Source organism: Neptunomonas phycophila (assembly GCF_001922575.1).
GTDB lineage: Bacteria > Pseudomonadota > Gammaproteobacteria > Pseudomonadales > Balneatricaceae > Neptunomonas > Neptunomonas phycophila.
The window spans coordinates 430,208-450,281 of record NZ_MRCI01000001.1 but is presented as its reverse complement, the minus strand read 5'-3'; the positions used below and the strand labels follow the sequence as shown (position 1 = coordinate 450,281).

At 45.1% G+C, this 20,074-nt stretch carries 20 protein-coding genes and 1 tRNA gene; 5 read left to right on the top strand and 16 right to left on the bottom strand.

What is annotated here, in order from left to right; translation table 11 throughout:
- Positions 1–4 precede the first annotated feature (4 nt).
- Complete coding sequence (locus BS617_RS02080; RefSeq protein ID WP_075171253.1) at positions 5–370, bottom strand: flagellar protein FlaG; 366 nt, start codon at positions 368–370, stop codon at positions 5–7.
- Between the two features lie 104 nt (positions 371–474).
- The gene (locus BS617_RS02075) at positions 475–2,199 is read right to left on the bottom strand and encodes a flagellin N-terminal helical domain-containing protein (RefSeq protein WP_075171252.1); all 1,725 of its coding nucleotides are present in this window, start codon (positions 2,197–2,199) and stop codon (positions 475–477) included.
- 213 nt (positions 2,200–2,412) lie between these two features.
- Between BS617_RS02075 and BS617_RS02070 the strand changes: the two genes are divergently transcribed.
- Positions 2,413–2,718 (top strand): flagellar protein FliT, encoded by a 306-nt coding sequence (locus tag BS617_RS02070; protein WP_075171251.1) that lies wholly within the window; start codon positions 2,413–2,415, stop codon positions 2,716–2,718.
- Positions 2,719–2,821: 103 nt separating this feature from the next.
- On the opposite strand, the gene flgL is transcribed toward BS617_RS02070, so the two are convergent.
- The 13 genes from flgL to BS617_RS02005 form a co-directional block, all read right to left on the bottom strand.
- Positions 2,822–4,069, bottom strand: coding sequence for a flagellar hook-associated protein FlgL (flgL, locus tag BS617_RS02065; protein WP_249263559.1), 1,248 nt, complete (start codon positions 4,067–4,069; stop codon positions 2,822–2,824).
- Positions 4,070–4,090: 21 nt separating this feature from the next.
- A complete protein-coding gene (gene flgK / locus BS617_RS02060) occupies positions 4,091–6,115 on the bottom strand; it encodes a flagellar hook-associated protein FlgK (RefSeq protein ID WP_075171249.1) in 2,025 nt (674 codons plus the stop codon).
- A 61-nt stretch (positions 6,116–6,176) separates the two neighbouring features.
- On the bottom strand, positions 6,177–7,226 hold the full coding sequence (flgJ, locus tag BS617_RS02055) for a flagellar assembly peptidoglycan hydrolase FlgJ (protein ID WP_075171248.1): 1,050 nt from the start codon (positions 7,224–7,226) through the stop codon (positions 6,177–6,179).
- 69 nt (positions 7,227–7,295) lie between these two features.
- Positions 7,296–8,384, bottom strand: coding sequence for a flagellar basal body P-ring protein FlgI (locus BS617_RS02050; protein WP_075171247.1), 1,089 nt, complete (start codon positions 8,382–8,384; stop codon positions 7,296–7,298).
- Positions 8,385–8,423: 39 nt separating this feature from the next.
- Positions 8,424–9,098, bottom strand: coding sequence for a flagellar basal body L-ring protein FlgH (gene flgH, locus BS617_RS02045; protein ID WP_075171246.1), 675 nt, complete (start codon positions 9,096–9,098; stop codon positions 8,424–8,426).
- A 25-nt stretch (positions 9,099–9,123) separates the two neighbouring features.
- A complete protein-coding gene (gene flgG, locus BS617_RS02040) occupies positions 9,124–9,909 on the bottom strand; it encodes a flagellar basal-body rod protein FlgG (protein WP_075171245.1) in 786 nt (261 codons plus the stop codon).
- A gap of 13 nt (positions 9,910–9,922) precedes the next feature.
- Positions 9,923–10,666 (bottom strand): flagellar basal body rod protein FlgF, encoded by a 744-nt coding sequence (locus BS617_RS02035; protein WP_075171244.1) that lies wholly within the window; start codon positions 10,664–10,666, stop codon positions 9,923–9,925.
- Between the two features lie 151 nt (positions 10,667–10,817).
- Positions 10,818–12,812, bottom strand: a complete 1,995-nt coding sequence (locus tag BS617_RS02030; RefSeq protein ID WP_075171243.1) for a flagellar hook protein FlgE — start codon at positions 12,810–12,812, stop codon at positions 10,818–10,820.
- A gap of 25 nt (positions 12,813–12,837) precedes the next feature.
- Entirely contained in the window at positions 12,838–13,512 is a 675-nt protein-coding gene (locus BS617_RS02025) for a flagellar hook assembly protein FlgD (RefSeq protein ID WP_075171242.1), read from the bottom strand.
- A gap of 19 nt (positions 13,513–13,531) precedes the next feature.
- Positions 13,532–13,966, bottom strand: coding sequence for a flagellar basal body rod protein FlgC (flgC, locus tag BS617_RS02020; protein ID WP_075171241.1), 435 nt, complete (start codon positions 13,964–13,966; stop codon positions 13,532–13,534).
- Between the two features lie 2 nt (positions 13,967–13,968).
- Positions 13,969–14,370: a flagellar basal body rod protein FlgB gene (gene flgB / locus BS617_RS02015; RefSeq protein WP_075171240.1), complete on the bottom strand. Its 402-nt coding sequence runs from the start codon at positions 14,368–14,370 to the stop codon at positions 13,969–13,971.
- A 182-nt stretch (positions 14,371–14,552) separates the two neighbouring features.
- Positions 14,553–15,401: a CheR family methyltransferase gene (locus BS617_RS02010; RefSeq protein ID WP_075171239.1), complete on the bottom strand. Its 849-nt coding sequence runs from the start codon at positions 15,399–15,401 to the stop codon at positions 14,553–14,555.
- 12 nt (positions 15,402–15,413) lie between these two features.
- Positions 15,414–16,355, bottom strand: coding sequence for a chemotaxis protein CheV (locus BS617_RS02005; protein ID WP_075171238.1), 942 nt, complete (start codon positions 16,353–16,355; stop codon positions 15,414–15,416).
- Positions 16,356–16,423: 68 nt separating this feature from the next.
- Here BS617_RS02005 and flgA point away from each other — a divergent pair, with 68 nt between their 5' ends.
- The 4 genes from flgA (at position 16,424) to BS617_RS01985 (ending at position 18,208) form a co-directional block, all read left to right on the top strand.
- On the top strand, positions 16,424–17,137 hold the full coding sequence (flgA, locus tag BS617_RS02000; protein ID WP_075171237.1) for a flagellar basal body P-ring formation chaperone FlgA: 714 nt from the start codon (positions 16,424–16,426) through the stop codon (positions 17,135–17,137).
- 130 nt (positions 17,138–17,267) lie between these two features.
- The gene (flgM, locus tag BS617_RS01995) at positions 17,268–17,576 is read left to right on the top strand and encodes a flagellar biosynthesis anti-sigma factor FlgM (RefSeq protein ID WP_075171236.1); all 309 of its coding nucleotides are present in this window, start codon (positions 17,268–17,270) and stop codon (positions 17,574–17,576) included.
- 4 nt (positions 17,577–17,580) lie between these two features.
- The gene (locus tag BS617_RS01990) at positions 17,581–18,075 is read left to right on the top strand and encodes a flagella synthesis protein FlgN (RefSeq protein WP_075171235.1); all 495 of its coding nucleotides are present in this window, start codon (positions 17,581–17,583) and stop codon (positions 18,073–18,075) included.
- A 57-nt stretch (positions 18,076–18,132) separates the two neighbouring features.
- Positions 18,133–18,208: transfer RNA gene (locus BS617_RS01985), tRNA-Arg, on the top strand.
- Position 18,209: 1 nt separating this feature from the next.
- Here BS617_RS01985 and BS617_RS01980 read toward each other — a convergent pair.
- Entirely contained in the window at positions 18,210–19,793 is a 1,584-nt protein-coding gene (locus BS617_RS01980; protein WP_283159785.1) for a response regulator, read from the bottom strand.
- Positions 19,794–20,074 lie beyond the last annotated feature (281 nt).

Genomic DNA, 20,074 nt, shown 5'->3' with positions numbered 1-20,074 from the left:
TAGGTTACGCTTTATCGTTAAAAATAAGCCCTAACATCCCTTCAAGGTGTTTAGAAAGCTTAAGTGTTTCCTCTGATGGGAACTGGCGAATCACTTCTTCCGTCTCACCATCCATCACTTTAACCACCACATTATCCGTTTCTTCATCAACGCTAAAGTTTAGGTTATGTTGGCCATTCTGCATTAAGCCATTTAGCTTATCGACCACATCTTGAACTTCTTCAGTGGTTAATTGGGATTCTTGTCCAGAAACAGAATTAACCTGAAGATCTTGTATGCTGGATTGAATGGCATCAGGCTTTTGTAAGCTTGTTGCAGCTTGAGTTTGTGCCGCGGTGGCAACATTGGCATTCATTGATTCAACTGACATATTACACCCCCGGAACCAAAAATCCCCCACCTAAGGTGGTGAGGGATGGCTCTTGGTAAGTTTAGTAAACTTTCAGCTATCTGCTGTCATTGTCAAAATAACGATTACTGCAGTAGTGATAGTACGTTCTGAGAAGACGCATTTGCCTGAGCTAGCATCGCTGTACCCGCCTGTTGCAGTACTTGCGCACGGCTTAGATTGGCAGATTCAGCCGCAAAGTCAGCATCTTGGATCTGTGAACGTGCTGCTGATACGTTTTCGGCAACGTTAGACAAGTTGTTTACTGTAAAGTCTAGACGGTTGCTGACCGCACCCAAATCACCTCGAGTTGAGTTGATTTGCTCTAGCGCCGCATCGATTGTATCGATTGCTTGTTGAGCGCCAGCTGCTGTTGAAATATCGATCTGAGAAACTGAGTTACCGTACGATTCAGCATTGTTAGTTTCGTTCATACCAAACGCTGTTTTCATTGCGGCAGCCTGAGAATCACGATAGTCCAGAGAAATCTCAGTACCGTCTACTGAGTTAAGCTGCAACTCACCACCCGTTGCTAGAGATGCAACAACGCCAGTCTCGCCTGATTGACGGTTGATGTGAGCAACCATATCAGCGACTTGGCCGGCCGTACCGTTACCATCAGCATCATCGGTAGCTGTCAGCTCATTTAAAGCAACGCCATTGATGGTCACATCACCTTTCGAAAACGCTCCGAATGCTGCCGCTGCGCTACCTTGGATATCACCTGAATCAGTACGTGCATCGATGCCTAATACATCAGCATCAGCTGCTGTAGCGTAAGAGATTGTGATAGATTTTTCGCCATCAGTATCAGTCAAGCTCAAGCTAGCGTTTTGTGTGGCGTCCGTTGTACCAGATGCACCACTTCCTGAACCATCAGAATCATCGACTGTTGCTATGCTTGCTGCATTTTCAGCCGTAAGTACTAACTTGCCATCAGCGTCTGTAGAGGCCGTTACCAAACCATTTGCTTTATCGTTAATAGCATCAACAAATTCATCCATGCTACCAGTATTTATAACGCTAAAGTCCTGAGTTGTACCATCGTTCAATGTTACTGTTACATCAAATGATTCGCCATCTGCCAAGACACCGTCGCCAGCACTATCAGCTTTTAACTCGACAAACGATGTTGCTTCAACACCAGAAACATTGTCATTGATGAAATTTAATGTGTCATCCAAAGTTCCTGTTGGAAAATCAGCTGTTGCCAGTGTCTGACCATTAATAGTAACGTTACCTGCAGGAGCTGGGGGTATAGCACCCATTGCAGTACCGCTGATATCTCCAGTATTACCATTACCTAGTGACTTGGTATCCATCGCACCAATTTCCATGGTGATGGTTTGGTTAGATTCAGAACCAACCTGCAGATCAACTTTACCGAGTGTACCGTCAAGGATGTTCAAGCCATTGAAAGAAGTAGTCTCAGAGATACGATCCAATTCTTCTTTAAGCTGGCTAACTTCTGCGTTCAATGTAGAACGGTTACCTGAGTCATACGTGCCGTTGGCAGACTGAACCGACAGTTCACGCATACGTTGTAAAATGTTTGTAGACTCATCCAGCGCGCCTTCAGCTGTTTGGATAAGAGATGAACCATCATTCGCGTTACGAACCGCTTGGTTTAAACCGTTGATTTGTGATGTCATACGGTTAGAGATAGATAAACCAGCGGCGTCATCGGCTGCAGAGTTGATACGTTTACCAGAAGTTAAACGCTCCATCGCTGTGTTTTGCTCGTTCTGAGACATAGTCAGGTTACGTTGAGCATTTAGCGACATGATGTTGGAATTGATTACCATTGCCATGAGATTTTCTCCTCATCAACTCGCTCTGCGAGTTGTTTAGTGTTCATTTCCGGCTCTGCAGTATCGCTTTTGTCGCCGGTTATGATCATTTATCGACCAATTTTTTAGATGCTTTAGTGTTTCTTTTTTTCTTTCTAATATGACAGCATGCTGTCTTGTACTTTTACTTATCGGCACTTTGAAAAACCCCTTTAGAAAAAAAATGGCTTTTTTATGATCAACCTACTTGAACAACTGTTTGAATTAACTAGGAATTTAAAGGATGCGTCGCTTAGCGGAGACTGGGATTCTGTTTTAAACATTCAGCGCCAGCGCGAAGCCCTTTGCCAAACCCTTGAAAACATGGAGAAACCCGACAGCGAGACTCAGGGGGATGAAATACGTCGTTTAATACAAGCGATACAACGTCTCGAAAATGAAGTGATGCCACTGATAAAATCACAGAAAAAAAATATTGTTGAGCAACGCAGTACGCAAAATAAAGGAAAGAAAATGACTAAAGCCTACAAAGGAATTTAACCCACAGACACATTTCCCTTCCCCGATCACATTGCCATTTTTACAACCCAAGACGAAAAAAAAGGCTCTTTAAGAGCCTTTTTCTATGCACCGAATAAAACGGCTAATTAATGTAATCGAATAAAGACAAGGACGTTATCCGCCCAAATAGCGCTTGCGACGCCTGCAGTGCTGTTTCTTCAAGCGCATATTGACTCAGTACTTCGGTTAAATCAGCATCAACTAAGCTCGATAAAGCCGTTTGGGTAAATAGCTTAAAGTCAGCGTTACTATCGGTAATCTTTTCAATACTGCTTAAGCGAGTACCCAGGGCAGAGGTCGCTTCTAAGTTGCGGTCAGCCGCTTGCTCAAACTGATTGAGTGTCGTTGCTAAAATTTCGTTAAGCTCTTCACCTTCTACATTGCGTAACGCAGTAGAAAAGTTTTGTGCCACGTCTAAGATATTCATCTGCTCTGGAGCTATATCTAGTGTGATCGACGTATCAGGATCGCCAGGAGATAAGGCTGCCAAATCAAACGCTAACCCTTCGTATTCAATCGTGTCGCCATCATTGAATACCCCACCGGCTAGAGAAGTCCCGCTACTATCGGTAATACTATAGTTACTATTGGTCCCATCATGGGAGATGGTAACTGTGAGATCACCCAACCCTTTAGTTGCCTCTAAGAAGGCTGCTTCTTTGTCTGTATCTTCAAACGCAGTACTAAACGTAGCCCCCGCTGGAGGTACGGTTAGAAATGGACTGCCTGCAGAAACGGATGCGCCGGTCATCCCCACTTCTAATCGCCCTTCCACCGCCTCAAACAAGTAGCTTCCTGAATCATTAGAAGGAATATATAGATTGGTGCCAACTTGAATGTGGCGTTGACCGTCATCGCCATTGTATTGGTAGCTACCATCACCTAATTGCTCGTAAGGCTGAGTTCCACCTTTACTGCCTGCAAAAATATATTCGCCCAGAGAGTCCTGAGTGTTCATTAAGCTTGCCATGTACTCGGTAAGCTCTTCAACCTCAGTAGCAATCGTTGCGCGATCGGCCGAGGTGAGAGTTGAGTTACCTGCATAAATGCCTAACTCTTTAAATCGAGTGGTTGCTGTATACATACTATCAAGTATGGTTTCTTCTAGCTGCAAACGGCGCTCGGTCACATCGATGTTATCTTCGAATTTGGAATATTGAGCAAGTTCTCTTTCTAACTTTACGACTTGTGCAGCTGCTACCGGATCATCCGAAGGCGTCTGTAAACGCTTTCCACTAGAGGCTTGCTCTTGTAACTCAGCCATGTTGGTCTGAGTACGCTGCATGTTATCTACCGTTTTTAGAAACTGTTGCTGGGTAGAGATTCGCATAATATTACCTCAGATTATGAGTTACAGACTGCTAAGCAGCGTATCAAACAGTGTTTGTGAAGTAGAAATCAGCTGTGCTGACGCTTGATAAGCTTGCTGAAACTGAACAAGCTTGGCTGCCTCTTCATCTAAATTAACCCCAGACACACTGGCTTTTGCATCAGATGTCGATGTTAAAACCGCTTTATTAGCATCCAGGTTGATTTGAGCGGTGGAAGTACGAGTACCTACTCGCTCTAGCAAACTTCCGTATAAATCTTGGTAGGCGCCTTTGCTACTGACATCCGCTTCTTGTAGATCTGACATGATTAAGGCATTGCGGTTATCCGAAATACCATCCTCGTTAAAACTTATGCTGAAGCGATCACCCGCTTTAGGCTGACCTGTAATTGTGGCTTCAAACCCTTTCAACTGGATAGAGTCACCCGCTGTGTAAGGAATGTTTTCCAATACTTCAGCCGTACCATCGCCATCGCTATCAAAACTATAGGGCTGCGGATTGAGGCTATCAGTCATGTCGTAAACGGTATACTGAACAGGGTCCGCGTTATTAAATACAATAGATAAGGGCGGTGCTAACTCACCAGATGCATCAAAACTGAGTGCTCTAAAATCAGTGACGGCTACTTCAGTTACGCCGGAGCCCGTATTCTCGGTGTCGGACACGACCCTAATCGGTGAGGCTAAGGCTAAATGATCCCCATCCTGAATTTCTAAGTTCATGTCCTCGGCACCTGTGCGCACCGGCTGCAATACAAACTCATCACCTGTCGACATACGTCTATCAGTGCTCAGGGTGACTTTCATGCCATCAACAGCAAAAACCAGCTCTTTTGAATTATTCAAATAATAGCTGCCTTGCTCTACATCGTAGGGATCACTGACTTGCTGTAAATCATTGATACGGATAACTTTTCCGTCACTTTCGCGGGTAAGGGTGATACGATTATCACCCTCGTATAGTACGGTATATTCGCTGGCTTGGATTTGGCTAAGGTCGTCTATTTCAACAAGCCCATCTTCTAACTGTGCGCGGTTATCACTGTCTGCCAAAACACGACTGCGTTGCAGTTGCGCTGAGTTAACATCAGAGAAAATCAAACCGCCCAAGTCATTGTTAAGATCAATACCTGATTGATGCGCTTCGTTCATGCTTTCCGATAGCAGTATCGCCACACGCCCTAATTCATCACGCGCATCATTTAATGCTTCTTCGCGATACTTAAGCGCTCCCCCTATCTGGCCACCACTTAGCTGATCGGTGACATCCACTTCATTATTGGAGATAGTTAGCGCCAAGTTTGTTTGGCTTGCATCAGGATCACCCGGAATAGCCGACAGCCGGTTAGCCGAGCCACCTACCACCAGTGGCTGTCCGTTCCCAACGAACAAACTAATTTGATTCCCATCTTGTTCAACGGCATCAACACCCACCAGCTCCGATAGTTGGTTGATTAGCTCTTCGCGCTGATCTTCTAACTCGTTAATAGGACGATTAGCCGCCGTACCTACTTTAATTTTATAGTTAAGCTCAGCAATATTCGTGGTTAGCGAGTTAACCTGATCGGCGAGATCTTCCACGCTATCATTGATCGCCACGTTCTGAGTCTGCAAGCTGGCGTCTAAATTGTTAAAACGCTGAACTAACGCGTCGGCTTCAGCAATAAACAGCTCTCGGTTAGGAGTCGATGTGGGATCATCAACTACATTCTGTAAAGCACTAAAATAGCTATCTAAGGCCGATGAGATACTGGTAGAGTCTGTTGCTAGTAAATCATCCAAACGGCTAGAAAACGCAGAGTACGTCAGGGATTGGTTGTAGGTGGATACATCTGACCACATTTGCTCCGTCAAAAAACGATCGGTAATTCGGTCGATACTTTCAACTTGAACACCCGAGCTGTATTGGACAGTAGTGAGGCTCACCACTTGTCGGCTATAACCTTCAGTATTCACGTTAGAAATATTTTGCCCAACCGTACCTAACGCACTCGAATTCGCTTGTAGCGCCTGGGTGCCTAGGTTTAAAAGGTTATAACTGGACATGTATCTTCTCCTGAGTGCCCTGCACTCGCGCTCGTTCTATCTAGAGGTTAGCGGCCGTTCGTTAACCTTCTTTAGTGGCCGCTTGTGCCATACTAAGAATGCGATTTTCAAAGATTGAATTAATTTTATCGGCGTAAGCTGGGTCTGTTGCATACCCAGCTTGCTGCAGCTCTTGTAAATACTGCAACGGGCTATCCGCGACATTTAAGGCTTGTTGATAGCGAGTGCTGTTTTTTAAGAAATCGACATAATCGCGGAAGCTTTCCTGATACGAACCATAACTTCTAAAGTCCGCTCGCTCTTTTTGTGCAATGCCATCACGATATTCCAAAGTACTGACTTGCGCGCGATCTCCGTCCCAACTGCGGCCGGCTTTAATATTAAAAAGGTTGTAACTGCTACTTCCGTCACTTTCTTTTATGACGTATTTACCCCAGCCAGTCTCTAACGCGGCTTGAGCCACGAGCACTTTAGGGTCGACACCCAACTCGCCCGCCATTTTTTCGGCAAGAGGCAAAAGCGCCTCCACAAACTCCTCAGGAGAATTAAAACGATCAGGCAGGTTCTCTGCGGGTTCGTCAGAACTAGCGACTGATTGCGCTAATGCTTCAACCGTTTTATCCACAGGCGTTACGCCGGGCTCTTGATCCGTTAACTTACTTTGAATTTGTCCTAACACTTGGGAGCTAGCGTTCATGGCTCCGACACTGAATGCGCGATTTAATAGGCGTTCTGACTCTGAAACATCGCCAGTCTGATCCTCTTTATCGCTATCCATACGTATATCAAATTGCTGGCTTAACTGGCGCACCAGTACATCGGTCAAGCCTACGCCGCTGCCACCTTGAGAAAGCTCTAATGTGACTTGGCTATCCATCATGTCTTGGTAAAAACGCACTTGCGAGCTGTTAAACACATCATCGCTGCCAAACGCCTCATTTGCATCGCGCATACTGGTCATCAGCATCTTCAAGAACATCTGTTCAAATTGCTGAGCCACTTGGCGTAGTGCCTCTGGGCTATCTGTTTTCGATTGGTTTTTTATTTTTTGTAGACTGTTTAAGTCCGTATAAAAACCTGGATCTGTATTGCTCGTGCTATTAATGGCCATGATTGAGCCTTTTAGTTATTACGTGGTAAACCTGCTTTCAAATACAGCTTAGCCTACTTTTGGGAGGCTTTAGATAACAATCAATTCAGCTTTCAGTGCGCCGGCTTGTTTAAGCGCCTCTAGAATCGCCATTAAATCCCCTGGTGCCGCTCCTACTTGGTTGACCGCTTCAACAATATCGCGCAAAGACGTACCCGGAGAGAATTCGAACATATGGCCTGAGCCTTCATCCACTTCGATACCTGTGCGCGGTGTAATAACCGTTTCGCCACCCGCAAAAGGGTCAGGCTGGTTCACGTCTAAGTTTTCGGTGATAGCAACGGTCAGCCCACCATGCGTAACCGCCACTGGTGATACTCGCACATCTTGACCGATAACAATTGTGCCCGTACGAGAGTTAATAATAACTTTAGCGACCTCTTTAGCCGGAGTGATCTCTAAGTTTTCTAAAACAGAGATAAAAGATACGCGCTGCGCTGCATCCCGCGGAGCCCTTACACGGATAGATGTCGCATCCATTGATGAAGCCGTGTGCGCACCTAATAGCCCATTGATTTCTTCTGCTACACGACGCGACGTTGTAAAGTCAGGATGGTTCAGGTTGAGTGTCAAACTATCACCCAACGCAAAAGCATTAGGTACTGTGCGTTCAACCGATGCACCATTGGGAATACGACCAACGCTGGGTACATCAACCGACAAACGCGAGCCGTCACGCCCTTCAGCACCAAACCCCGAAACCACAAGATTGCCCTGTGCCATGGCATACACTTGCCCATCAGCCCCCTTTAACGGTGACATGAGCAAACTTCCGCCACGCAAGCTTTTCGCATCGCCAATTGCGGAAACGGTAATGTCGATGGTTTGTCCCGGTTTAGAAAATGGCGGGAGCTCAGCGTGAATAGCAACAGCCGCAATATTTTTTGAGCTAGGGTTCGTTGTTGGTGGTATGGCCACGCCAAAATTATTCAGCATGTTTCGGAAAGTTTGCGAGGTAAAGCTGGTTTTATCACCCGTACCATCCAACCCCACCACTAGGCCATAGCCTACTAGCTGGTTATTCCGCACACCGGCTACGGATGTTATATCCTTAATTCGCTCAGCCATCGCCAGCGGCGCCAGTATGATAATCATCAAGCCTAGTAGTAAATTACGCATCTTATTCTCCGTCGATAGGCTAATTAAGGGGTGGCTAGATTAAAATGGCCACAACGGGCTAATAAAGAACTTAGAAAGCCACCCTTGTACATTTGAATTTTGTACGCTGCCAGTACCGCTATAAGCGATACGCGCATCGGCCAACTTAGTGGACTCAACGGTATTGTCCGATTCAATATCCTGCGGGCGAACCATGCCGCTCACCGTAATGTATTCATCTCCCTGATTAAGCGTTAGCCACTTTTCACCGCGCACAACTAAAATCCCATTGGGTAATACTTCGTGCACTGTCACTGTGATATCGCCACTCAGGCTATTGCTCATATCAGAACTGCCTTCGCCATCAAAGGTGTTACCCGTCGAATCTAAGTTAGCGGAAATAGGTAAACCAAAGGCAGACAACCCAGACCCCAACACCGTGGCTTGCGGTAATGACATAGATGAACTTTTGTCTGTTGAGGTTGAAGCGGTTTTAGATGATTGGGTTTGCTCACTCAATACGACAGTAATGATATCGCCCACACGATGAGCTCGTCCGTCACTGTAAATATTGATATTGGTGTACGCATTAAAGATGGCGCCATCAACGGGTTTAGGCTGCTGCAGTTGCTGCGGTGACACCGGTGCATAATAAGCGCGATCCGGCTTTACCGGTGTTTGCACACAACCGACACCCGCTACACACATTAAAAGAACAAGAGCAAAACGAATCATTTTAATCACCTGTGTAAGACTGAACTTACAATTGCTGCGTTACAAACGACAACATCTCATCGGCCGTTGATATCACTTTAGAATTTATTTCGTAGGCGCGCTGAGTTGTAATCATGTTAACTAGCTCTTCAACCGCATTCACGTTGGAAGCCTCTAACATTCCTTGGCGCAAAATACCTAAGCCTTCTTCACCGGGCTGGGCTACTTGTGGTGCACCACTGGCAGCTGTTTCCAGGAACAGGTTCTGACCAATCGCTTGCAAGCCTTGGGGGTTAACGAAATCGGCAATTTCTAAGGTACCAATTTGAGTGGGCGTAGCGTCACCGGCAACAACGACCTCGACTGTTCCATCCACGCCTACGGTAAAGCTTTGCACATCATCAGGAAGGGTAATGGCAGGTTCTATTAAATAGCCTTCGGCCGTTACCAACTCATTGTCTGAATTAAGATGAAACTGCCCGTTGCGGGTATAGCCTATATCCCCGTTAGGCATGGTGACTTGAAAAAAGCCACGCCCATTAATTGCCACATCAAATGTTTCGTCGGTAACTTGAATCTCACCGGTACTAAACATTTTCTGAGTACCCACTACACGCACACCATTACCCAGCTGCAGACCGGACGGTAATTGATTACCTTCTGCCGTCTCTGCTCCTGGCTGGCGAACTGTCTGATAGAGCAAATCTTCAAATACGGCACGGTCTTTCTTGAATCCAACCGTACTGACGTTAGCTAGGTTATTGGAGATAACTTTTAATGACGTATCTTGAGCCGACAACCCTGTTTTAGCGACAAATAATGCACCGTGCATAAAAGCTCCTCCCTTAATTCAACGACAAGATAGATGTAGCCGCTGAAGACACTTCTTCAGCCGTTTTCATCATGCGTATATTCATTTCAAACTGGCGAGATTCGGTAATAATGCTGGTCATCTCATGCACAGCATTCACATTACTCGTTTCTACATATCCAGAGCGTATCTTTAAATTTAAATCAGGCGGCTGCACCGCATTAGCATCCACATGCATTAGTCCATCAAGACCTTTAAAGCTGGTTGCTGGATCAAGCGTTACTAATTTAATGCGGTCAATAACGAGCAACTCAACGGCATCTTCACCCTGAGGCTGGATAGATATTGTGCCATCGGTGCCTATGTCTATTTGGTCGAAGGGCGGAATAACGATTGGTACGCCTCCGTTACCCATTACCGGCAATCCACTGCCTGTCACTAATTCATTAGCGGCATTAATCTGCAGCTCACCACTGCGTGTATAGCCTTCGTTGCCGTCAGCCCCTATAACGGCAAACCAACCATCACCATCAACGGCAATATCTAGCTCTCGCTCCGTGCTGATAAAAGTACCTGCTGTACGATCGGTAGCCGGACGCTCAGTTTGTGCATAAACACGTGAGGCAAACCCTTCGCCAAAAACTTGCATTGCGCGGGCTTGAGACAAGTCTGCTTTAAAACCTGAGGTATTGGCATTTGCTAGATTGTTAGCATGGGCTTGTTGCGAAAGCATATTTTCGCGAGCGCCGCTCATTGCTATATAAACTAATTTATCCATGGTTAGACCGGAAAACCTTTGCCGTTTTTTATCGTTACTTATGACAAAAGCAAAGGGCGTGCCAACCGTTCAAACAGTTGTTTGTAGGCATGAAACAAGGCAAGAAAAAAGAAAGGCCGCAGAAGCGGCCTTGTCATTCGTTAAATTACTATTAAATCTGCAAAATAGACTGGGTGACGGTATTCAGGGTTTCTAATGTTTTAGAGTTCGCCTGGAAGTTACGCTGTGCTTCAATCAATTTAACCAATTCAGATGACAAATCTACGTTCGATTGCTCAAGCGCTGCCGATGTCAACGTACCATTTAAACCTGTTCCTGGTGGGTTAAGCACAGCTGCCCCCGAATCAAACGTAGCAATCCATTCGGTATCCCCACTTGATTGCAAACCAGACTGGTTAGCGAACGTTGCGATAGACACCAACCCTAGCTTTTGAGTTTGACCGTTACTAAAGCTAGCCACCATCTCGCCGTTTTCAGAGAAAGCCACGCCAATCAGGTCTCCTTTGGGATAACCATCTTGCGAAGAGCTTTTAACGATTGAGTCGGATGCAAACTGACTAGAGCCTGTAATATCAAGCTGCACACCCACTAACGAGTCTACATCACTATCAAGCAGCGTATCATTAGGGTTAGCTGGGTCTGCACCTAGAATGGTAATGTTAGGTGCTGTGCCGCCATCAGGAACTTCTTCACCGTTCACTTCGGCTAACTTACCAGTCGTAGAGTTAAACTTGATAACAATAGGGCCTACTTCTGTTTTATCCGTCAAGAAACCACTCTCACCTGGATCTACAACCTTACCCAAGTTCAATTGTTGCTCATCATTTAGATAAGCATACATACGATAAGCGCCTTGGAATGAGTTATCCCCCTGAACAACAGCTATATCTACGTTACCGGGTGTTGTTTCAACAAAAGGACTGTTAGTACCACCTGAAATGGCGAGTAAATCGACGTTACCAGCAACGGCTTCCCAAGTAATATCGATCTCACCTGTGGCTTCATTAAACTCAACAGATTCAATATCAGGGTTATTGTCGATAATCTCTTGCTGAGCATCTTCAATAGCTAGCCCCACGTCCTCTAACGTCATACCTGTATCAAATTCAAGAGACACACCACCAATGGCAACCGTAGTGGCATTGTCTAACGTGTCATCACCAACCGACGCATTATAAGAGAACAACGAAGAATCAATCGTAAAAGTTTGAACCTCGTTCGCCGCGCGTGTACTTGGCACACCGTCATCTAAATTAGCTACCGGGTATTCAGAACCACTAGTATCACTGATCACCACATCGCCAGCACTGGTAGAGTCAGCTTTTAATTCAAAAGTAAGCGTGCCAGCTGAAAGGGATAAGGTATCTAAATCAATCCGTGGATCAGCCGCTTCCAACGCATCTTCTTCGGCGGTCGTTAACGGAGTGCTAGTCGATGTAATAGTCACACCTGAGATTGTTAAATCTTCACCAGCAGGTAGGCCTGACACATCAAACTGGAACTGCTCACGAACAGCCGCTTGCTCAACAAAGTAATAACGGATTGAGTTTGCATTACCTAAGCTATCGAATGTCTCTACCGTGGTAGAATATGAGTAAGAGCTAGCGTTTGTTTTATCAAATGAGCGCGCTAACAACTCAGCATCTTTTGCCGAATCGATGTTAAATGCCAAGTCAATAGACTCTGTGGCATGTGGTGAGCTCTCTTTTTGGGTTACCGCTAAGTTTTGCAACGGTAGCTGATTACCCAACTCGTCTAAGCCATAACCCTGTAGGTATTTGCCTGTTTTAGAAACAATATAGCCTTCGCTGTCTAGTTCAAATGCACCAGCACGTGTATAGGTCGTACCGCCCTGCCCATCATCCAACTGAAAAAAGCCTGAACCGTTAATGGCTAAATCTAGGTTGTTGTTGGTAAATTCGATGGTGCCCGCACTGTAGTCGGTAGCGATATCCATCACTGTTACACCAGAGCCTGCGGTATTCACCGTGCCTGCCCCAACGACAGCGGTAGCGTAAATATCACCAAACTCTACACGCGATGCTTTAAAGCCTGTTGTACTTGAGTTTGCAATGTTGTTACCGGCGACATCCAGGTCGGTGGTTGCTGCTTTGATACCCGTAACTGCTGTATTAAAACCTGCCATAATAGTGCCCTCTTACCTTTATGTCTTAACCGATCTGTAAAATATCGCTAGTGCTGTATGCACCGGCATCGGTATTTACTTTCATACCAATACCGTTTTGTCCCAGCGTAACGCTGTTCACAGTATGGCCTATATAACTGTCTATATTTTCTGTAGTGCCATCAGATGATGATTTTTGAATCACAACCGAGTAGTTACCTGCTGCGTTTTCACCACCTTGCCACTCAAATGAATGATCTCCTGTTGCTAAAGCACCTTCAGACCAGCTATCGACTAGGCTTCCTGCCGAGTCATAAATAGAGACCTGCACATTAGAGGCACTCGTATCGAGCGTGAACGCCCCTTCAATACTTCCACCAGCGGATAAGCTCGCTTTGTCGGTTGCAACAAACGCTTGCTGACCTACCATCGATGATGCCTGCAACGCCGCCTGGCTCGTCATCATTTCTGAGCTAAGTTCGGTCATGGTTGACGTTAGCTCAGTAATGCTTTCAACCATCGTCATATTAGATATCTGCTGCATGAAATCAGCGGTATCTGCCGGGCTGGTTGGATCCTGATTTTGCAATTGCGCAATCATCAGCTCCATAAACATCTGACTATCAGATTCACTCTGCGTGGTAGATGTAGAGCTAGACGAATTTGCCGCATTAATCTGCTCAAATATCGATGTAGCTGTAGTACCAGTAATATCAGCCATAATCGTTGCCCGCCTCTAATTATTGACCAATCGTGAGAACACGTTGGACCATCTGTTTTGCTGTATTCATAATTTCGGTATTCACTTGGAATGCGCGCGAAGCAGAAATCATGTCCGCCATTTCTTCAACCACATTCACATTAGGGTAATGCACATAGCCATCTGCATCCGCCATTGGGTGAGACGGGTTATATTCTGTACGTAAAGGGGCTTCACTTTCGACGATACCAACAACTTGAACACCCTGACCTGGAAGCAAACCCGCATCGGAATCCGTCATTTGCTCCAACGTGGGTTCTTGCAATTTAAAAACAGGCTTGCGTGCTCGATATGTCTCTTCAACGCTTGAACTAACGCTGTCTGCATTTGCCATATTGCTAGCGGTTGTATTTAAGCGAACTGTTTGTGCGCTCATGGCTGAACCAGCGATATTAAAAATATTAGTAAGTGACATAATTATTCGCCTTTAATCGCTGTTACCAGCCCTTTAAATTTTCTGTTTAGCAAATCAAACGATGTTTGAAAGCCTAAAGAATTTTCTGTGTAACGTGCCATTTCTTCTTGTATATCCACCGTATTTCCATCAACGGCTGGCTGCATCGGTGTTCGATACATTAACTCGGCTGCAAAATCAGGATTGATTAATCCCGTTTGATGCCCCGCATCAGTCTTAGATAAAGTTAACGGCGTATTCACACTCATCTCGCCTGCAAGTGTCGCGTGAAAATCGACATCCCTGGCTTGAAAATTAGGGGTTTCTGCATTGGCAATATTGTTAGCCAAGATTTCCGCACGCTTAGAGCGCAGCTGTAGCGCCTCTTCATGCAAACCTAATGCTTTATCAAAATTAATTGCCATATTGCCCCCTAATAAACTCTATCTTGATAAAAGCAAACACCATGCCAAAAAATCAATACATTGTTTTTAAAGGGATTTATAGAAAAAGGGATGATTTACAGGGGAAGAGTGAGCGGTAAGCGGCAAAGGTATGCCGCTTGTTGCCGCCTAGGACCAGCGGAGGAATATAGTAACAGTAAAAATCAAATTGCTTGGTAAATAATACCCGGACGACAATGAATCATCGTGTAACAGTCACTTAACCCAGAAAGCGATTCGGATGCTCCCAAAACAAGATAGCCACCAGGTGCAAGCTGCTTATGCATTTTACGCAAAATTTGCGTTTTAAGTTCAGATGAAAAATAAATCAGAACGTTACGGCAAAAGATAATATCAAACTGACCTAGAGTGCCGTATTGATCTAATAAATTGAAACTTTGAAAGCGTACACGCGACTTGATGCTCGGATTGATGACCCAGCTACCGCGTTCGGTGGCTTTGAAGTGGCGTTGAAGTCTTTCTTTATCCAACCCTCGACCCAAAGCCAGCATCTCATACTCACCAGAACGAGCTTGCTGCAACACATTGGTAGAAATATCAGTGGCTAAAATTTCTTCACCCGCCGAGAAGCTACCAGGGTTTGCCTGTTTAAACTCATCAATAATCATGCTCATAGAATACGGCTCTTGCCCAGTTGAGCACGCCGCAGACCAAATGCGTAAACGCTGAGCACGTTTTTTATCACGCATTTCGGGCAATAACTGCCTTTTCAATATGTCATAAGGGTGGGTATCACGAAACCATAAAGTTTCGTTGGTGGTCATGGCATCAATGACCTGTTCTTTAAGGCGGCTTTGACCCGGCCGTTTAAGCTGCCCAATAAGCTCTTTCAAGTTTGTGTATGCACACTCTTGCATTATCTTATTTAGGCGGCTTTGAACCAGATATTGCTTGTGATCAGCCAATAATATTCCGCAATTATCCTCTAAATATTTACTGAATAAAACAAACTCATCCTGCAATATCTTGAAGCTACTTGACTGATCGAACATATCCATATCCTGTTATCGACGACTCTCGATTTTTCGGATTCTATCAACGACTACTCCAGCAAGATCATCCGGATTAAATTTAGCTAGGAAACCATCGGCGCCTACCTTTTTAACCATCGACACGTTAAAACCGCCGCTCAATGAGGAGTGTAGAACGATATGCATTTTATCCATTCGCGTATCTTCTCTGATCATAGCAGCCAGTGTATAACCATCCATTTCTGGCATTTCGATATCTGAAATCATCATCAAAAAGTGCTGCGTTACATCGACGCCCTTATCGGTGAGATCATTCAACATATTCCATGCAGCACGTCCATTGTTGCACGTAGTTACCTTAATCCCAAGGTCTTCTAAACTGCGTTGCATTTGATTACGAGCCACACTCGAATCATCCACACACAGAATGTGATATTCACTTGCCTTCGTTTTAACTTCTTTTGTGGCTATTTCTTCACTTACGTTTGTACGCATTGGGTACAGGTCAGCTAGAATTTGCTCCACATCTAAGATTTCAATCAGCTTTCCATCGTGCTCAAATACGGCAGTTAAATAGTTTTCAACACCTATTTCAGCTGGCGGCGCCATTATCTGATCCCAGTGAGTGTTCAAAATTCTATCTACCTTTCTAACCAAGAAAGCCAACGTCCGCTTGTTGTATTCAGCAACAATTAGAAAGCAACGTTGTAGCTCTTCTTTCGGCACTGAAGGTCGACCTATCGCTTCTGATAAGTCCAGAACAGGAATGGTTTCTCCACGAATGTGAGCCATACCTTTAATAGCCGTGGTTAATCGTGGCACTTCCGTCAAGGCTGGGCATTGAAGCACTTCACGTACTTTAAATACGTTGATGCCATAAATTTGCTCCGTCTCTAAGCCAAATAATAATAACTCAAGCCGGTTTTGCCCCACCATCTGGGTACGTAGGTTTACAGTATCTAGAATACCTGACATGATCTACACCAAATTCTATGTCACTAATCAGTGGCACCACGACAATAACCTGTAAGTCAGGCCATCCCGTGAGTTTTAAACGTCTATTCCTTGTTGTCGGCACCTTAGAGATTCTATTTAGCTCTTTTCTGCTTCCCGCAAAAGCCTTGGCCGCTGAGTCACTGCAAACAATCATCACCCAGCGTTTAGAAGCCCATTTTGCTAAACAGCTACCGCACACTAGTATCACTATAGACATAAACTCGATTAATGAAGGGATTAATCAAAGAAAATGTTCAAACTTATCTTTCCCTATCCCCAAAGCGCTCCCCCCGGGTGGGCGATTAACCTTACGCGTATCCTGCTCTGATCCACAAACTTGGCATACTTATGTCGCGGCCAAAGTCATTGCTATCGCCCCCGTTGCCTACACAGCCAGAGCCATCGCAAAAGGCAGCAGTATCACTGCAAAAGATATACGTTTTGTGAAAGATAATTTGGCCACACTCAACCGCGGCTATTTTAGAGATCCCGCTCAGGTAATTGGTCTAAAGGCTCGACGCTCTCTATCACCCAATACAGCGCTAACCCCTCAATTACTGGAAGCAGCCTTACTCGTTAACAAAGGCGATAGCGTTATTATTCAAGCACAAATATCGGGCCTCAGTATTCGAACACAAGGCGTCGCATTGGAGGACGGCTCACTCGGAGAGCAAATTGATGTGATGAATAGTCGCTCGCAAAAAGTTATTCGCGCCTATGTCATCAGCCGTGGCGTTGTGTCAGCAACACCAGCCTATTAGTAGCATTTTAGAAGCGCTCTGTTTATACTTTATACAGTTTTTAAGCGGCAAAAAAATAAGTGACTTTTTTCCTAAAGTATTCCCTATCGCAGCCGTTATAGTCAGTAAGAACCAATAGAGGGTAGAAAAAATGGTCATTGATCTTAACAGCTCTTCAGCGCAACAAGCGTTGACGGCACGTGAAAAGGTCAGCACCCAGCGAAGTAATGGGGCTGCACCTGCAACAAGCACTCCTATCGCACCTGTTCAAAAAGATACGGTAGAATTAAGTGATACAGCTCGCGCTTTAAAGGCGGCTGATGCACAAATAGCTAACACCCCAGACGTAGACTCTGAAAAAGTTGCTCGCATTAAAGCAGCAATCGACAATGGCTCTTACACCATTGACGCTGAACGTGTTGCGGGGAAAATGATCGATTTTGAGAGCCAAATGGGCTAACGCTATGGCACTCGATCCTTCTACGCTCGCTAAGATAGATACCCTCACTCAAGAGGGTATTCTGCTTTTAGAGCAGCTGGACAATATTCTAACGACAGAGCTAGGCGCGTTTCAGAGCAGAGACATCGACGCTATAAAGTCTACGTTTGAACAAAAAGCGTCACTGCTTAGCCAATTCGACAGCAATAACAAGCAACGCGCAGAATGTATGAGCACGGCTGGCGTTCCGCTAAATAAAGCAGGCATCGACCAGCTCGCTCAGCAAATCCCCAACCTCAACATTAAGCAAAAGTTTCTGTCTAACTGGTCGACTCTGGAAGACAGACTCAAAACAGTGATGGCAGCTAATCAGCGCAATGAACTGGTACTCATGCGCAACAAGCAAAGCCTGGATAAGCTTTTATCACTGCTACGCGGAAAACCTCAGGCTAATACGCTTTACACCGCATCTGGCTCTAAAGGCGATTACAGCTCCCAATCACATCTAGGCAAAGCATAGACCTGTACATCAAGGCTTTCAAAGTGAGCCAAAAATCAGTAGAATCGGCGCCATTATCTCCTTGTAGTTCAACCGGATAGAACGAGGCCCTCCTAAGGCTTAGATCGGGGTTCGAGTCCCTGCGGGGAGACCATTTACTTTAGCAATACTCCAAGACTACCCTCTGGTAGTTTTTCGATGGGCTCTTGCAGGCAACGCTCAAGTAAACGCCGCTTTTGCATTTCAATATCAGACAATTCCATACGCACCGTCAAACGCAGGTACCGCTGTACCATTTTAAGACGTTCTTCACGTTTTTCTTTTTGCTGACGCGCTGATTCTAAGAATAACTGCGCTAAGTTTAGTAATGCGCGGCTATTTTTAGCATCGTATTCTATTGCCAAACCAAAATAACGAATCGCTTGGGCTATTTTAGCCGCATTATAATGCGTAACGCCTAAACGGTTTACTTTATGACTCATTTCAGGGTCGTGCTTATGCGCCACTTTTTTACTGGCAGCCGGTAAAGGTTTAGGTGAGGTAGGTGTGTCCAATATAGGTAAAGGATCGCCAACAACTTCCAACATTTCCCTTTTAATATCAAAAGGTTCATCCAAATTTTTAGCTAAGGTGCTAGCTTGCTGAAGGTGCTGTTCTGCACGCTCCGTATCTCCCAAGTCAGTGCACGTTTGGCTTTTCAATAACGCACTTTTCACCTTAAAAATTTCGTCATGCGGGTACTGAAAGCCCGCTGTATTAAGCAGCTCTTCAACTTGGTTATAAAGGGCTATTTGCTGGCGATCATCTACTCCTTTCATTTCTAAACGACGGACATTTGCCAGCTTCAAATAAGGTTCAGCAGACCGATAGCAACTGGTTTTATTCAAATTAATAGATCGCTTAAAAGCGTGATCAGCTATGGATAAGTTGCGGTTGTATACCGCTATTCGCCCCAACTCCATATTGCGCAACAAACTTAAAGGGGACTGCTGTGTCGCTGCTTGAAGTGCTTCTTGAGCACCTTCTAACTCCCCTGTCTTTTCCAACACATGTGCTAATAAGTCATAGGACGTCATTAACAATGGGAATTTGGCAATGCTTTCGACCAAGATACTTTTAGCATCAGAATAACGCTGCTGCCCGATATACGCTTGCGCCAAACAAGGGCCGCTTTCTTTTTCATTCAGGCGCGCAAAACGGTACTTGAAAAAATGCTCTGCCTCTTCAAAGCGATTAAGCTGAAGCAATAACCGGCCTTTGATGAGCTGTACAAAATCATAATTAGCGCCAGATAGCTCAACTTGATCACATAATTTAACGGCCTGACTCAACTGGCCTTTTTGGATGGCCTCTTCGACCGCTGACAGCGCATGTTTCCGATACAGCAACATATCAAGCCTAAGCTTAAGTTCAGCAGCTGAAAACGGCTTAGTAATCACGGCATCAGGCTGACTTTCCACGACATGCAAGACAACATCTTGAGAGGCATCACTGGTCATAAACACCCAGCAAGTATTTGGCTTTATGATCTTTTTATAACGGCACTCTTCTAAAATCTGCATGCCAGTCAAGGGATCACTAGGGTTGTGGCCTAACAAGACTATGTCGTAGTTCTCTTCTTTTAGAAGATCATACACCTGATCATTAATACCAACGGCTTGAATATGACTCACACCCAACTGTCGCAGCATAAACACGACCGTAGATCGCATATTTCCGCTGCTCTCTATTAAGAGCACCTGCTTGTCAGAATAGTCTACGGGTGATAGTTGCACATTAGCCGTCCGGAGCTGATAAAAACATCAAGATATCAACAGTATAAGAGGCATCTATGAAGGGTGGAAGTAATCATATACATAAAAAAGACACTGGTGAGGGTGCACACCAGTGTTAAACATTCAATGCAGGCCCAAATAATAGTGCCTCACTCACTATAACGCCTATGATTCAGATCAATTGATCACCACCACTCGTCCAATTCATACCATTGCATAGGGGATATTAACCCTAGTTATGCAGT

What these genes read in the sequence shown, in the direction of transcription:
- BS617_RS02080 (WP_075171253.1), bottom strand. Translation starts at nt 370, where the DNA reads ATGTCAGTTGAATCAATGAATGCCAATGTTGCCACCGCGGCACAAACT.
- BS617_RS02075 (WP_075171252.1), bottom strand. Translation starts at nt 2,199, where the DNA reads ATGGCAATGGTAATCAATTCCAACATCATGTCGCTAAATGCTCAACGT.
- BS617_RS02070 (WP_075171251.1), top strand. Translation starts at nt 2,413, where the DNA reads ATGATCAACCTACTTGAACAACTGTTTGAATTAACTAGGAATTTAAAG.
- flgL (WP_249263559.1), bottom strand. Translation starts at nt 4,069, where the DNA reads ATGCGAATCTCTACCCAGCAACAGTTTCTAAAAACGGTAGATAACATG.
- flgK (WP_075171249.1), bottom strand. Translation starts at nt 6,115, where the DNA reads ATGTCCAGTTATAACCTTTTAAACCTAGGCACCCAGGCGCTACAAGCG.
- flgJ (WP_075171248.1), bottom strand. Translation starts at nt 7,226, where the DNA reads ATGGCCATTAATAGCACGAGCAATACAGATCCAGGTTTTTATACGGAC.
- BS617_RS02050 (WP_075171247.1), bottom strand. Translation starts at nt 8,384, where the DNA reads ATGCGTAATTTACTACTAGGCTTGATGATTATCATACTGGCGCCGCTG.
- flgH (WP_075171246.1), bottom strand. Translation starts at nt 9,098, where the DNA reads ATGATTCGTTTTGCTCTTGTTCTTTTAATGTGTGTAGCGGGTGTCGGT.
- flgG (WP_075171245.1), bottom strand. Translation starts at nt 9,909, where the DNA reads ATGCACGGTGCATTATTTGTCGCTAAAACAGGGTTGTCGGCTCAAGAT.
- BS617_RS02035 (WP_075171244.1), bottom strand. Translation starts at nt 10,666, where the DNA reads ATGGATAAATTAGTTTATATAGCAATGAGCGGCGCTCGCGAAAATATG.
- BS617_RS02030 (WP_075171243.1), bottom strand. Translation starts at nt 12,812, where the DNA reads ATGGCAGGTTTTAATACAGCAGTTACGGGTATCAAAGCAGCAACCACC.
- BS617_RS02025 (WP_075171242.1), bottom strand. Translation starts at nt 13,512, where the DNA reads ATGGCTGATATTACTGGTACTACAGCTACATCGATATTTGAGCAGATT.
- flgC (WP_075171241.1), bottom strand. Translation starts at nt 13,966, where the DNA reads ATGTCACTTACTAATATTTTTAATATCGCTGGTTCAGCCATGAGCGCA.
- flgB (WP_075171240.1), bottom strand. Translation starts at nt 14,370, where the DNA reads ATGGCAATTAATTTTGATAAAGCATTAGGTTTGCATGAAGAGGCGCTA.
- BS617_RS02010 (WP_075171239.1), bottom strand. Translation starts at nt 15,401, where the DNA reads ATGTTCGATCAGTCAAGTAGCTTCAAGATATTGCAGGATGAGTTTGTT.
- BS617_RS02005 (WP_075171238.1), bottom strand. Translation starts at nt 16,355, where the DNA reads ATGTCAGGTATTCTAGATACTGTAAACCTACGTACCCAGATGGTGGGG.
- flgM (WP_075171236.1), top strand. Translation starts at nt 17,268, where the DNA reads ATGGTCATTGATCTTAACAGCTCTTCAGCGCAACAAGCGTTGACGGCA.
- BS617_RS01990 (WP_075171235.1), top strand. Translation starts at nt 17,581, where the DNA reads ATGGCACTCGATCCTTCTACGCTCGCTAAGATAGATACCCTCACTCAA.